Here is a 13940-nt window from a genome sequence, read left to right as displayed (position 1 = left end):
TATAAAATTTTATTTTATCAATTAAGTTTCAGTTGAAGCAGGCTCCAATTAAATATCGATGCGGGTTGAATTGTTTTGAAGCAATTATTCCGTCATCAGTACTCATTATTTCTATTGTAATTTGCTTATCATCAGAACATGCAATATTTATACTGTTCTCTGTGGTAAGAGAAACAATTGTTCCTGGTGTTTTGCTTTTATGAGATTCATCAACTATTGAAGCGGCTATAATTTTTACTTGTTCTCCCTGAAAAGTTGCATCTGCTCCTATATTCCAGGGATTACAGGCATTGATTAATGATATTATTTCTTCTGCCCCCATTCTTCTCCAATTGATATAAGTATCGGTAAAATCTGGTTTTTCAAAATAGTAAGCTTCAGACTCTTCTTGTGGTTTATTAGGAATTGTACTTGCAAATTGGACCATATTAGCCATATTTAACACTGTATGAGCCATGCGGTTACTTAATTTTACAGCGAGCCTGCCATAATTGTCTTTATTTTCTATTTGAACAATATCATTAAATATAATATTGCCCTGATCAAAAGTGCTGCTCATTAGGTGTGCACAAATTGCCGTTTGGGTTTCCTGATTTTTTAATACTTCAAAAATTGGCATAGGACCTCTGTATTGCGGCAATGGACCTGGATGAAAGTTGATGAATTTCTCATGTCCGTACGACAAAACATCTTCAGGAATTAAAAAAGGAAAAGATATAGAGAAAATATAATCAGGCTGGACTTCATCTAACCAGGCTCTCATTTCATTGATACTTTTCTTGTCAGGGAATGATTTAAAAGCCATGTGGTTATCTTGTGATTCTCTTTCTAAAGCGTCTGTTATTCTGTTATTTCCTTTACCGATGCCTACACCGCATAAAAATTTTTCATAGGCAAGTGCCTGCAATGATTGAAATGCAAATTTTCCTCCACATAATACAATTATTTTTTTTTGTTTTTCCATTAGATACATGTATAACTGTTGTGCCAGGCAGATGAGATGTTGTCCAGTTCAAGCTGAGTCATTGTCTCAAATTCTTCAGCTGTGTCTATTATTGCTTCGTCTATTCTGACTTGGCATTTTCCATCATTAGAAGCTATAATTTCTGCGTTGTATAATTGTCCTATTGAAGTATTGGTTTCGGCATGAAATTTAATTTTCCCCCTTGGGCTGTCAAATTCAAAAGTATATAAATCTTGGGCTGTTAGTAGGATGTTGTTATTGTTAGCATTTAAAAGGTCTAAGACTTTTAAAGCAATTTGAGCACTTTCCCAGCTTAACAGAGAAAATAAATTCGGTGTTCTGCCAATAGATTCAATTGTTTCTATGAATAATGAATTTTCATCATTTTTAATTGATTTTGCCCATGCTGCAACACCTTTGGTTTTAGTATTGGGATGTATTGCTGTTTCCAGCATTGTTTCTTCAAAGCCAAAAGGAGATAAATAAATAGGAGTGTTTTTATTTATAGTTTCTCTTATTTCTTCAAAATTCCACTGCATATAGTCTCCACTAAATAATGTCAATAGTGCTGTGTTGTCAAATTCTTTTAAAAAACTTTTGAGCGGTAACATTGTAAAGTCCTCTTTTTTATAACCAGTGGCATGGTTGAAGCAAATTTTTCCGCCAGCACCTTCAAACCCCTTTGAAATGCTGAAGGTTTGTAAATAGCCTCCATCATAATAACCAGTAACCATTCCGCCGTTTTTATATCCGTCTTTTACAGCCTGTTTTGCGGCAAGCCAGGCACCCAGAGAATTATGAAGTGAATGGTAAAAAATATTTGGGGATGCTGACCATTCTTGTGGAAGATTGGCACCGGCATCCAGAACAATCAGCATTTTATTTGCAGAAAGGAAAAGTGGACGCAGCAATTGGGCAGTACGATGTCCTATATAAGCAATTACTAATGAGACATTTTCTTCCAGTAAAAGTTTTTCAGCACTTCGATAACATTGTTGTTTATCCGCTCCAAAGCCAATGTTTTCTGTAACTATTTTAATGTCACTTCTTCCCAATTGTTTTAATCTTTGCCGTAGTCCTTCGTATAAGTCAAAACCTATTGTATGGTAAAAAGTTGAACGGGCTAATAAAATTCCTATTGTTTGCATACATTTTTTAAGTATGAAAAAGGGAAACTTTCATTGTGAAAATTTCCCTTTTTATGTTTATTTTAATTTCTGCTAGGGAATATACCTTGCAAGGCAATTGAATAGTTAATTGTCAAATAAGGATTTGTAATATCAATTGGTATGGTTTGACCGGTAATATCTGTTGTCCCGGAGATTGATGCCGGAGCTAGGAATTTTCCATTTTCCGGACCTTCAGAATATAAAGCGGTAGTGTTATTTGTAGCTAAATAAGCACTTTCAGGAGAATTAGTATCTGCTGCTGCTGTATTCACCGCAATATTTGTTTTAGCACCATTTAATGTGTGTACGTGTGCCGGCATATTCGCAGTAAGAATTGTAACACTGTTGACTCCGGCTTTTTGCCCTATTACGAATGAAGGAAGGCCAGGTCCTTGCCCTTGTCCTATTGGTGCACGGCCTTGCAAATCAGGTAAAGCAAATGTAGTTTGTCCATTTCCTCCATAAGTGGTCCCTAATAAAGAAAATAGAGCTGTATTTTGAGCTATTGATAAAATTTGACCCTGGCAGGTAGCATAGCCTTTAGGAGCAAAGTAAAAACCAAGAATTTTAATTTCTCCGATAAATGGTTCTGTAGACATAGATTTTAGTTATATAGTTAAAAAATAAATTATATGTTTTTTACCTTGATACCTTGATCTGTTTAATGTAAATTATCGATGGAGGATAATTTAGGAAGATTAAGTGTTTCAATTCTTCAAAAATATGCTGTTGAAGATTTTTTTAGTAACTAAATGTCATTAAACCCATTTTTTATGTTATGAAGCAGGGTTTTTGTGTCTTTGCATGAGTTAAATTATTAAATGCATTAATTCAAAAAACTCACAAATTTTGAATAGTCTTGTTGATGTATTTTTTTGTTAAATAGTTTATTAACAAAATTAAATTATAATAAAAAAATAGATATGCGTATTAATACCTGTTTTTTATAAATATTTGATATAAGTATTTGTATTACAGTATTTTTAGGTGTTTTTGTTGTCGTTTTTTTTATATTATTATGTTAATTTTATAAAATAATTCCTTAGTTTAGCTAATAATTAATATAATTTAACCAAAAAACACAAATTATGTCAGATGATAAATTTCCGGGATAAATTTAATTCCCCCTTTAGCAGTTGCAAATGAGTGGAAAAAAAGATACGAGGATGATACTATTCTTGAAGAGAGTAACAGTCAGGTAAAATCTTAGTAATACTAAGAGAAAGTTTAAAAATTGTATTGCTAGGGCCTAAATAGGTATTAATGATCAAAATGAAAAAACATTGCTTTTTGTCGGAGCAAAATTAGACAAAGAAACAGGTTAATATATCAACGTTTATGGATCACCAGTAAATCAGGATGGTGCTAAAACTGCAATAGAGGTTGTTTACGATGGAACACGTCCTTCTCCTACTTTTTAAAATACATAATTCAATTTAATGATAGATTTTTTAATATATTCAGGTTATCTATTCTTATTAATTAATCTGATTTTATACACATATAGCTTTTTTCGGAAAAGAAAAACTAATGTTTTTTTTATCTCGTATTTGCTTTTTGCATTTACAATGCAGGTTATCATGGAATTTATGTATCATTTAAAATTTGATAATTTGTTGGTACTCAATATATTTGTGATTGGACAGATGATTTTGTTAAGTTTATTTTATATGTCGATATTAAAATTAAAATCTCAAAAAAAAATAGTAAAGATTAGTCTATGTTTGGTTTTGTTGATTTTAAGTATACAGTTTTTCATTGATTATAAGCAATTCTTCAAATTTAATTTATTCGCAATAACTATTACCTCATTGTCAATAGTAACATTTGCATTATTACATTTTTACAATATGCTTACTGAACATAAAACTTATTACTACATTACCATAGCTGTAGTTTTTTTTATGTTAGGCTCAACAATTTTATATTTAGTGGGAAATCTCACCTTGAGTTTGAGTAATGATGTAAAATACCTTTCCTGGACATTCAATGCTATATTGTTTTTGATATACCAGTTATTTATTTTATATGAATGGAAAGTAAGCTTTTTCAAGTCTTGAATTTTTTGTTTAATTATAAATTAATATAGTATTATGAAAAGAATGAAGATTTACTTTTATGTATTAATAGGTTTGATGCTATCTTGCCAAAAAGAAACTAATCAGGAAGAGGATAATGCCGTAATAAATGCTCAAAAAACAGAGTGGCTGTCTGCAAATCTGGATGCTAAATTTGCAGGCTCTCAAAAATTAGTCACGGCGTACCTACTGTCAGTCAAAGAAATGCGTCCATTATTAGAAGCTCCCGAAATAACTCAGGTGCGTTTTGTATTGGGATATGCAGATAACACAGTACAAATAACATTGCAAGGTGTGGATAAGTCTGGAAATGAATTAGGGTCAGTAAAATCTACAATACTAAAAAATCCAGATTATTTGTCAGAGTTAAGTGCTATTAAGGAATTATCAGCAAGCAAAACAAGTAAAAAGACTGTGTTGTTAAATTCACATTTATGGTCTCCAGCAGATGCTTTTAAAGGTATTGAACAATGGCAACAGAAATTAAATACTGTTGACGGAGTGGAAGAGGCAATTTCTTTCGAAGGAAAACGCTTTCGCCATTTTACTTTAGAAGCCGAAATTATTAGAGAAATGCTGTCAAAAGATATTGCTAATATTGGTGTGTTTCTGGGATTGAACCAACAAGAAAAAGTGACAACTATTTTAATTGGGTTAGATAAAAATAATAAAATTAAAAAAAACGTATTGACAGCTAAACAAACCGGAACAGGAGAAGGCGGAGATGAAGAAGAAGTAGAAGAAGTGGATGTTTATGACGGTACACGTCCTTCACCTCCTTTTTAATATAATTGTTTAAATAAGAAAATTCATTATGTCTCTGTTAAATTTTCAATTTAATAGAGACTTTTTGTTTTCAACTAATCACATGGTGTTTCTTTGGTAAAATAAATTAATATCTTTGGATACGATTTATTCGAAAAATTTACCACAAATTAATATGAATGTAAATTCTATTTCTGAAAAGGAGGTTGTCGCAATTATTTTGTACATCTCGCTTTTTTTTATGATTGTAGCAGTTGCTTTAATTGTTTTTTTCTATTTTTCCAGAAAGAAAATTATTCAAAAAGAATTAGAAAAAAAAGATTTAATATTAGCACATCAAAAAGAGCAATTGCATGCTGTTATTATTACTCAGGAAGAAGAAAGGAAAAGAATAGCCCAGGATTTACATGATGATATTAGTTCAAAGCTAAATGTAGTTTCTTTAAATAGCTATTTACTTACTTCAGCAAATTTAACGGAAAGTGAAACTAAAGAAATAACAGCAAATATTATCAATATAACAGCAAAAGCATTAGACAATTCAAGAAAAATTGCACATAATTTATTACCACCTGTTTTTGATAAATTTGGGCTTCATGCCGGTGTAGAAGAATTGTGTGAAGAATTTGAAAGCAGTAAATTGGTTAAAGTTACCTATCAAAATAAAATTGATTTTGACGATAACGAAAAACACAAACATTTGCACGTTTTCAGGATTTTACAGGAGTTAATGAATAATTCTTTGCGTCATGGAAAGGCATCTGAAATTTCTATTACTTTTGATAGTGCTGACGGAATTAGCAAATGCTTTTACAAAGATAATGGGATAGGATTTAATCCTGATAACCCTGAAATTCACAAGGGTCTTGGTATGAAAAATATAAATAGTAGAATATCTTTTTTAAATGGAAATATCAAAATAAGTTCAGATCTTAACAAAGGAATTGAGGTTCTTTTTACATTTTAAGTAAATGCTTAATTTGTGTTTGTTAATAAGCCAAAATAGTTGGTATAACATAATTTTTGTATTTTCGAAATTCTAAAAGCTCAAAATGTAAATTAAATGAATGATGATGTTATCAAAATAGTTTTAGTTGATGATGAAGTCTTATTTCGAAAGGGAATTTCTTTTTTACTTGAAAAAGAAGAAAATATTGAGGTTCTCTTTGAAGCATCCAATGGAGAAGAATTGATTTCAAATCTTAATAATCACGAAACTAAACCAGATATTGTTATCATGGATTTGAAAATGCCTGTTTTAAATGGTGTAGAGACGACTAAAGTCATTCGGAAATTTTTCCCGGATATTAAAATAATTGCATTAACCAGTTATGATACGAAATCATTCGTCGCAAATATGATTCAGATAGGCGCAGTAGCATATTTAGTCAAAAACACAACTCCAAAAGATTTAGTAAATACAATTAATGAAGTAGCAAAAAAAGGTTTTTTTTACAATGAAACCACTTTAAAAACAATCCAGGATTACGTCCTGCCTTCAAAAAATTCCAGAGTCAATAACTTAGAATCAGGTTTTTTATCACCAAGGGAAATCGAAATACTTCAACTTATTTGCAATCAAAAAACAACAGCTGAAATTGCCGAAGAACTTTTTTTAAGTCCGAGGACGGTGGAAGGGCATAGGAATAATTTATTACTTAAAACCGAATCAAGGAATATTGCCGGATTGGTAGTATATGCTATTCAAAACGAAATAGCACTTTTAACTCTTTAAATTAACTTGTCAAAAACTTAATTGACAGAATATAATATAAAATAACGGTAATAATCAATAAGCAAATACCTATTTTTTGCAATATCTTTAATTGTTTTGGTGGCTTATCTGTTCTGTTAAATTTCATTGCCTTTCAAAAATTTATAGTTTAATTGCCAAATTTAACCAGAATATCTTTTTTGAATGTAAGTATTTATACCTGTTTTTGCATAGGTCTTTGTAAAAAAATAATAATGATTAAGTCAAATAATATACATTTCGATACACTTTTTGATGCTTCCTTTATACCTTTACAAAAAAAAGTTTATCAAATGAAACAATGCTTTATATATATAGTAGTATTTTTAATCTCATTGTCTGCAAAAGCGTCTTTCATACTTCTTCCTATGGATGAAACTGCACAACAAAATCATCTTAAAGCGTATGGTATAACTTATTGGTGTCTGAATAAAGATTATAAGGCCAGTTGGCTCTTAAATTATCGTGGAGGTTCGTTTTTGTTACCGGATGCTGATGAAATTCGAAAAGAGTGTAAGATTCGAGGAGTAAGTTTTGAAATACTTTCTGATAGTGAAGAAATTTCTATTTTAGATGAAATATCAAGTCCTTCACAAAATATGGAATCAGTAATTTTAGAAAAAGCACCTAAAATTGCTGTATATACCCCAAAAGGGAAACAACCATGGGATGATGCTGTAACGCTTGTTTTAACATATGCTGAAATTCCCTTTACACCAATTTATGACGAAGAAGTTTTGAGTGATCAGTTGTTGCTTTATGACTGGCTGCATTTACATCATGAGGATTTTACAGGACAATATGGCAAGTTTTATGCTGCTTATAAAAATACGCCCTGGTATATAGAGCAAAAAAAAGATTCAGAAGCCTTAGCTGCGAAATTAGGTTACTCTAAAGTTTCACAGGAAAAAGGAGCTGTGGCTAAAAAAATTAGGGATTTTGTTATTGGAGGAGGTTTTATGTTTGCCATGTGTTCTGCTACCGATAGTTTTGATATTTCTCTAACAGCAGATGGAGTTGATATATGTGAAGCAATGTTTGATGGAGATGCGAGTGAACCAAATTATCAATCAAAATTAAACTATGGAAATTCTTTTGCCTTTAAGGATTTTACTCTTGAAAGAAGACCGGAGCAGTATGAGTTTTCGGACATTGATATGACCACAAAACGGAGAATCACACCGGAAAAAGATTATTTTACTCTAATGGAATACTCTGCAAAATGGGATCCGATACCAAGTATGTTATGTCAGAATCATACCCAATTAGTAAAAGGATTCATGGGACAGACAACTTCATTTGATTCAGCGTTGATCAAGTCTAATGTTTTAATAATGGGAGTTTGCGAACTTAATGGCGAAGCACGATATATTCATGGGGAAAAAGGCAAAGGTATGTTTACTTTTTTTGGAGGACATGATCCGGAAGATTTTCAGCATCAGGTTGGAGATCCTCCGACCGTTTTGGATTTGCATCCAAATTCTCCAGGTTATCGCTTGATTTTAAATAATGTTTTGTTTCCTGCTGCGAAAAAGAAAAAATTAAAAACGTAATTATTTTTTCTCGTAAAATAAATCTTAAAAACTATAAAAAGGCTTTTTCATAGAATTGAAAAAAGCCTTTTTTGGTTTTAATTTAGAATTGGATATTAAATAGCTCTTAATCCCGTTGTAATCGCTAATCTGTTCCATGAGTTTATTGTAATGATCGTAAGAATGATTTCAGCCAGGTATCTTTCGTTAAACAAACGGGCTGCATTTTGATAAACTTCATCAGAAACATGATTGCTGATTAATGTTACTTGTTCTGTTAAAGCTAAAATTGCTTTTTCTTCCTCTGTAAATACATCAGCTTCTCGCCACGCACTGATTAGGTAAATACGCTGTTCTGTTTCGCCTGATTTTCGCGCATCAGCGGTATGCATATTAATACAAAAAGCACATCCGTTTACTTGTGAAGCACGAATTTTAATTAGTTCTTTATGTATTGATGTTAATGAAGTTGTAGAAATGTATTTTTCCAGATTCAGTAAGGCTTGGTAGGCATCTGGGGCAACTTGAGGAATAACTATTCTTGAATTCATTTTTATATGTTTTAAAAGTTCATTACAAAGGTCAGTTATGTATACCTTAAAAAACTTGAACTGCTTCAAGAAATTCAGGTCAGACTTTACCGGCTCTGATCTTACTCATAAATTCTGCAGAAAAATCTAAATAAGAGGCAAGCATATATTGAGGAACCCGCTGTACGAAATCTGGTTGTTGCTTTTTGAAATGGTTATATCTTTCTTCTGCCGACATTGTGAAAAGGAATTTAATACGCATTTGAGCAGCTCCAAATGATTTTTGGGAAACAATTCTAAAATATTTTTCGAGTTTAGGAATTTTGATTAAAAGAGTTTCTAAGTCTTTTTTTTCTAATGCTATAATTTCGCAGTTTTCAACGGTTTGTATGTAAAAATGAGAAGGAGTGTTATTATGGTAGCTTAAGTAATCAGTTATCCACCAATTTTCAATTGCAAATTGCAATGTTTGTTCGGTTCCTTTTGGGTTGATTATGTATTGTCTGGCACATCCTTTTGTGACAAAATATATAGTGTTGCAAATTTGGCCTTCTTTCAATAAATGTTCTTTCTTTTTTACTTTTGAAAGAGTAAGACCTGATTCCAGAATATCAATTTCTTCAGAATCTAATGTTATGAATTTTTGTATATGATCTAAAAGAGCTGTAAACATTTTAATGGTTTCTGAGTATTTCGTTTAAAGATAAATCAGATTTATTATAAAAGCAAAAACCCAATCGAATGATTGGGTTTTCTATGATAAGTAAGTAATTGTAAATTGAGTTTATAAAACGTTTTATTTTACTTTATTAAGAATAGCTTTGAAAGCTTCTGGGTGGTTCATAGCTAAATCTGCAAGAACTTTACGGTTTAGTTCAATTCCGTTAGCTTTAACTTTTCCCATGAATTGAGAGTAAGACATTCCTTCTAATCTGGCACCAGCGTTGATACGTTGAATCCATAATGAACGGAAATTTCTTTTGTTTTGTTTTCTATCGCGGTAAGCGTAGCTCATCGCTTTCTCTACTGCATTCTTAGCAACTGTCCAAACGTTTTTACGTCTTCCAAAGAAACCTTTGGCTTGCTTCATTATTTTTTTTCTTCTTGCTCTTTTAGCAACTGAATTTACCGATCTTGGCATAATTTTAATGTGTTTTTGTAGCAGGCGTCCTGAATCGAATCAAAGGAACTTAAAGGCCATACTCCAAGGTTATATAAATATTTTTTAACCTAAAGAATTATTAGATAATTCTTAATTGTTGTTTAATGCTTTTCATATCTGTTTGGTGAACTAGCGCTGAGTGTGTCAAAGCTAATTTACGTTTTTTAGATTTTTTAGTCAGGATATGACTTTTAAAAGCATGCTTTCTTTTAATCTTTCCAGAGCCAGTAACTTTAAAACGTTTCTTAGCGCTAGATTTTGTTTTCATTTTAGGCATTTTTCCTAGTTTTTTAATTTATTCTTACTTACTTATATTTTGCTTCAGGTTTATAGTTCCAGCTTTAAAAACTGAATACAGAAACTATTAACTGAGACTATTTTTTCTTTTTCGGAGCAATGAACATAATCATTCTCTTTCCTTCCAAAACAGGCAAAGCTTCCACTTTACCATGTTCTTCTAAATCTTGAGCAAGACGTAATAATAAAATCTGACCCTGATCTTTGTATATGATTGAACGCCCTTTAAAGAATACGAATGCTTTTAATTTAGCACCTTCTTTTAGGAACTTCTCGGCATTCTTTCTTTTAAATTCATAATCATGCTCATCAGTCTGAGGACCAAAACGAATTTCTTTTACCACAACCTGAGATGATTTAGCTTTTAATACCTTATCACGCTTCTTTTGTTCGTAAACAAATTTCTTGTAATCCATGATTTTACAAACAGGTGGCTCAGCATTTGGTGAAATCTCAACTAGATCCAATTCAAACTGATCAGCTAAACGTAATGCGTCTGCTAATTTAAATACACCAGGCTCAATATTTTCACCTACCAGTCTTACTTCTTGTACACCACGAATATTATTGTTTATTCTGTGTGCATCTTTTTTTTCTACGCGAGGTTGAAAACCTCTGTTGCTTCTTATTGCTATGGCTTTATAATTTAAGTTAAACTGTAAAAACTTTTAATGTTTTATTTATTTCTTCGTTTACAATTCTGACAAACTCGTCAATTGTAACTGTAATATTCCCTTTTCCTTCTTGTCCGTGACGACGAATAGATATGGTGTTGTTATTCTCTTCTTCCTCGCCAACAATTAGCATAAATGGTAGTTTCTGCATTTCTGCGTCTCTAATTTTTTTACCGATTGTTTCATTTCGGTTATCAATTAGGGCGCGAATTTCGTGATTTTCCAGCAAATCTAAAACTTTTTTAGCATAATTTTCGTATTTCTCGCTCAAAGACAAGATAATAGCTTGCTCAGGCATTAGCCAAAGTGGGAAATTTCCTGCTGTGTGTTCCAGTAAAATTGCAATAAAACGCTCCATGGATCCGAAAGGAGCTCTGTGGATCATTACAGGTCTGTGTAATTCGTTATCAGAACCTTTATAAGTTAACTCAAAGCGCTCAGGTAAATTGTAGTCAACCTGAATTGTCCCCAATTGCCATTGTCTTCCTAATGCATCTTTTACCATAAAGTCAAGTTTAGGGCCGTAAAAAGCTGCCTCTCCATATTCTACTACAGTATTTAACCCCTTGTCTTTTGCTGCATTGATGATCGCATTTTCAGCTTTCTCCCAGTTTTCATCTGTACCAATATACTTTTCTCTGTTTTCCTGATCTCTCAACGAAATTTGGGCAGTGAAGTTTTCAAAGCCTAATGAGCCAAATACATATAATACAAGGTCAATAACTTTTTTAAATTCTTCATCCAATTGCTCTGGAGTACAGAAAATGTGTGCGTCATCCTGAGTAAATCCTCTAACACGAGTTAAACCATGTAATTCTCCAGACTGTTCATATCTATATACGGTGCCAAATTCAGCATAGCGTTTTGGTAAATCTTTATAAGACCAGGGTCTTACATTATATATTTCACAATGGTGAGGGCAGTTCATAGGCTTCAGTAAGAACTCTTCACCTTCTGCAGGAGTATTTATTGGCTGAAAACTATCTGCACCATATTTTGCATAGTGGCCAGAAGTTACATAAAGCTCCTTTTGACCAATATGTGGAGTAACAACCTGCTCGTATCCGGCTTTCTTTTGAGCTCTCTTTAAAAATTGCTCCAAACGATCTCTAAGCGCAGCACCTTTCGGTAGCCAAAGAGGCAGACCTTGTCCGACTTTCTGAGAAAAAGAAAACAATTCCAGTTCTTTTCCTAATTTACGGTGATCTCGGCGTTTCGCTTCTTCAAGTAGTTCAAGATATTCAGTCAGGTCTTTTTGTTTAGGGAAGGACGTTCCGTAAACACGGGTTAACTGCTTGTTTTTCTCATCACCTCTCCAGTAAGCACCGGCAACACTCATAATTTTCACGGCTTTGATAATCCCAGTATTCGGAATATGTCCGCCACGACATAAATCAGTAAAAGTATCATGATCGCAAAAAGTAATTGTTCCGTCTTCAAGATTGGAAATTAATTCCGTTTTGTAAACATTGTCCTTATACATTTCTAAAGCTTCTGCTTTAGTTACAGGACGCATTTTGAAATCGTATTTTCCTCTTGAAATCTCAAGAATACGATCTTCGATCTTTTTAAAATCAGCTTCAGAGATTTTCTGATCTTCAAAATCTACATCATAATAGAATCCATTAGCAATTGCAGGTCCAAGAGTTAGTTTAATTCCAGGGTATAATTCCTCAAGGGCCTGTGCCATGACGTGCGATGTTGAATGCCAGAAAGCTTTTTTGCCTTCCGCATCATTCCATGTATATAATATAAGATTACCGTCGGTCGTTAATGGAGTTTCGGTTTCAATAGTTGTACCATTAAAAGATGCAGAAATAACATTTCGTGCAAAACCTTCGCTAATGTTTTTAGCGACCTCCATTGGAGTTACGCCTTGAGCGAACTCTCTAATTGACCCATCGGGTAAAGTAATCTTGATCATTGTTTATAATTTTGTGAATGCAAATATACACGTTTACAAAAATACATACAATATATAAGTACAAGTTTAGTCTATTATATATATGTATAGTTTTTCTGTTCTATTGGTTGTTTATAATTCTGGTTTGATATGTTTTTAATCCTATCAGGATTGTTTTTGTATAAAATAAGTATGAAATTTTACTATCATATATAAGTACCAGAATGTCGGGTGAGCGAAGACGAAGTTTTTTTTAGTTATTCAGGAGCTATTTCCCGCTCTGCGCTTCAATCTTTTCATGGCGAACCCCGCCATAAAAAGGATTTTCGCTTCTATCGGGGCTATTGGCTTCTGTTTTCAGGATGAGTTTAGGGTTTAAAAGGGGAAAGATGATTTGAAAGCCGTAAAAAAATCAGAAAACGTTCCAAAAGGATAAAAACTCGGTAAAAAAGGAAATAAAAAGTTGGTGAAATTGTCAAAACCTTACGCTAAAAAGGAAAATCCTTACAGCTAGTCAAAAAAAGTTGATTTGTAAAGAATAAGTTATCAGTGAGTTAAGGAAAAGATTTGAAAAAAGAGAAAAAAAGGCAATAAAAAAGCTTGCTTAACTGGAATTGTTGTGTACTTTTGCACCCGCAACAGCGAAGGCGTTCATCGAAATACTGACAGGCAAACGAATTTTAAGAGAGAAGAAATTTTCAAAAAAAGATTCAAAAAAGCTTGCGCAGTTTGAAAATGCTTTTTACATTTGCACCCCGCAAAACAGGGAAAGTTCATTGAAAGGTTGGTAAATAAAATGAGGAAAACGGAATGAAAAATTTCTAAAAAAAAACTTCAAAAAAGATTTGCCAGTTAAAAATAAGTTTTCTACTTTTGCACCCGCTTTGAGAAACAAACGAAAAGCGAGAATAAAAAAGAAATACACGTTCGTAGACATATTGAATTGACAGCCGTTTTGAGAGTGATCTCAAGACAAAAAGAATAAGAGTAATGGAATCTTTTAAGATTCGAAAAGAACCGATAGGTATTCGTCGCAATATAATATTAAAATATACGATGAAGAGTTTGATCCTGGCTCAGGATGAACGCTAGCGGCAGGCTTAACACATGCAA

13 protein-coding genes are annotated in these 13940 nt (G+C 32.4%); 4 read left to right on the top strand and 9 right to left on the bottom strand.

The genetic code is table 11. The annotated features are described in order from the left end of the window. Nucleotides 1–28: 28 nt before the first annotated feature. The 3 genes from GXM17_RS08420 to GXM17_RS08410 form a co-directional block, all read right to left on the bottom strand. Nucleotides 29–964 (bottom strand): methionyl-tRNA formyltransferase, encoded by a 936-nt coding sequence (locus GXM17_RS08420; RefSeq protein WP_244307358.1) that lies wholly within the window; start codon nt 962–964, stop codon nt 29–31. Beyond that, nucleotides 964–2112 carry an ABC transporter substrate-binding protein gene (locus GXM17_RS08415; protein WP_163398862.1) on the bottom strand — a complete coding sequence of 383 codons (1149 nt, stop codon included), beginning with the start codon at nt 2110–2112 and terminating at the stop codon, nt 964–966. Before GXM17_RS08415 ends, GXM17_RS08420 begins: the two co-directional genes overlap by 1 nt. Before the next feature lie 62 nt (nt 2113–2174). Beyond that, complete coding sequence (locus GXM17_RS08410) at nt 2175–2732, bottom strand: phage tail protein (protein WP_163398861.1); 558 nt, start codon at nt 2730–2732, stop codon at nt 2175–2177. A 1494-nt stretch (nt 2733–4226) separates the two neighbouring features. Here GXM17_RS08410 and GXM17_RS08405 point away from each other — a divergent pair. The 4 genes from GXM17_RS08405 (at nt 4227) to GXM17_RS08390 (ending at nt 8282) form a co-directional block, all read left to right on the top strand. After that, on the top strand, nt 4227–4997 hold the full coding sequence (locus GXM17_RS08405; protein ID WP_163398859.1) for a hypothetical protein: 771 nt from the start codon (nt 4227–4229) through the stop codon (nt 4995–4997). Nucleotides 4998–5151: 154 nt separating this feature from the next. Then, nucleotides 5152–5943 (top strand): sensor histidine kinase, encoded by a 792-nt coding sequence (locus GXM17_RS08400; RefSeq protein WP_163398857.1) that lies wholly within the window; start codon nt 5152–5154, stop codon nt 5941–5943. Nucleotides 5944–6039: 96 nt separating this feature from the next. Further along, the gene (locus GXM17_RS08395; RefSeq protein ID WP_163398855.1) at nt 6040–6711 is read left to right on the top strand and encodes a response regulator transcription factor; all 672 of its coding nucleotides are present in this window, start codon (nt 6040–6042) and stop codon (nt 6709–6711) included. Between the two features lie 311 nt (nt 6712–7022). After that, nucleotides 7023–8282, top strand: a complete 1260-nt coding sequence (locus GXM17_RS08390) for an asparagine synthetase B (protein WP_163398854.1) — start codon at nt 7023–7025, stop codon at nt 8280–8282. A gap of 95 nt (nt 8283–8377) precedes the next feature. Here the strand turns inward: GXM17_RS08390 and GXM17_RS08385 are convergent, their stop codons facing one another. From GXM17_RS08385 to thrS, 6 genes are all read right to left on the bottom strand, one after another. Next, entirely contained in the window at nt 8378–8812 is a 435-nt protein-coding gene (locus GXM17_RS08385) for a carboxymuconolactone decarboxylase family protein (RefSeq protein WP_163398852.1), read from the bottom strand. 79 nt (nt 8813–8891) lie between these two features. After that, nucleotides 8892–9464 (bottom strand): Crp/Fnr family transcriptional regulator, encoded by a 573-nt coding sequence (locus GXM17_RS08380; protein ID WP_163398850.1) that lies wholly within the window; start codon nt 9462–9464, stop codon nt 8892–8894. A gap of 123 nt (nt 9465–9587) precedes the next feature. Continuing rightward, nucleotides 9588–9932, bottom strand: coding sequence for a 50S ribosomal protein L20 (rplT, locus tag GXM17_RS08375; protein ID WP_008464948.1), 345 nt, complete (start codon nt 9930–9932; stop codon nt 9588–9590). A gap of 100 nt (nt 9933–10032) precedes the next feature. After that, nucleotides 10033–10230, bottom strand: coding sequence for a 50S ribosomal protein L35 (rpmI, locus tag GXM17_RS08370; RefSeq protein ID WP_026727505.1), 198 nt, complete (start codon nt 10228–10230; stop codon nt 10033–10035). Between the two features lie 97 nt (nt 10231–10327). Next, nucleotides 10328–10879 (bottom strand): translation initiation factor IF-3, encoded by a 552-nt coding sequence (gene infC, locus GXM17_RS08365; protein WP_163399054.1) that lies wholly within the window; start codon nt 10877–10879, stop codon nt 10328–10330. 22 nt (nt 10880–10901) lie between these two features. Continuing rightward, on the bottom strand, nt 10902–12848 hold the full coding sequence (gene thrS / locus GXM17_RS08360; protein ID WP_163398848.1) for a threonine--tRNA ligase: 1947 nt from the start codon (nt 12846–12848) through the stop codon (nt 10902–10904). Nucleotides 12849–13940: the final 1092 nt, after the last annotated feature.

Origin of the sequence: Flavobacterium fluviatile (assembly GCF_010645065.1) — a bacterium.
Taxonomy (GTDB): domain Bacteria; phylum Bacteroidota; class Bacteroidia; order Flavobacteriales; family Flavobacteriaceae; genus Flavobacterium; species Flavobacterium fluviatile.
This window is presented reverse-complemented; position numbering and strand designations above follow the sequence as displayed.

Bases quoted from the DNA above. Each gene is read 5' to 3' on its own strand.
- rpmI (WP_026727505.1), bottom strand. From the start codon at position 10,230: ATGCCTAAAATGAAAACAAAATCTAGCGCTAAGAAACGTTTTAAAGTT.
- GXM17_RS08405 (WP_163398859.1), top strand. From the start codon at position 4,227: ATGAAAAGAATGAAGATTTACTTTTATGTATTAATAGGTTTGATGCTA.
- rplT (WP_008464948.1), bottom strand. From the start codon at position 9,932: ATGCCAAGATCGGTAAATTCAGTTGCTAAAAGAGCAAGAAGAAAAAAA.
- thrS (WP_163398848.1), bottom strand. From the start codon at position 12,848: ATGATCAAGATTACTTTACCCGATGGGTCAATTAGAGAGTTCGCTCAA.
- GXM17_RS08415 (WP_163398862.1), bottom strand. From the start codon at position 2,112: ATGCAAACAATAGGAATTTTATTAGCCCGTTCAACTTTTTACCATACA.
- GXM17_RS08400 (WP_163398857.1), top strand. From the start codon at position 5,152: ATGAATGTAAATTCTATTTCTGAAAAGGAGGTTGTCGCAATTATTTTG.
- GXM17_RS08385 (WP_163398852.1), bottom strand. From the start codon at position 8,812: ATGAATTCAAGAATAGTTATTCCTCAAGTTGCCCCAGATGCCTACCAA.
- GXM17_RS08380 (WP_163398850.1), bottom strand. From the start codon at position 9,464: ATGTTTACAGCTCTTTTAGATCATATACAAAAATTCATAACATTAGAT.
- GXM17_RS08410 (WP_163398861.1), bottom strand. From the start codon at position 2,732: ATGTCTACAGAACCATTTATCGGAGAAATTAAAATTCTTGGTTTTTAC.
- GXM17_RS08420 (WP_244307358.1), bottom strand. From the start codon at position 964: ATGGAAAAACAAAAAAAAATAATTGTATTATGTGGAGGAAAATTTGCA.
- GXM17_RS08390 (WP_163398854.1), top strand. From the start codon at position 7,023: ATGAAACAATGCTTTATATATATAGTAGTATTTTTAATCTCATTGTCT.
- GXM17_RS08395 (WP_163398855.1), top strand. From the start codon at position 6,040: ATGAATGATGATGTTATCAAAATAGTTTTAGTTGATGATGAAGTCTTA.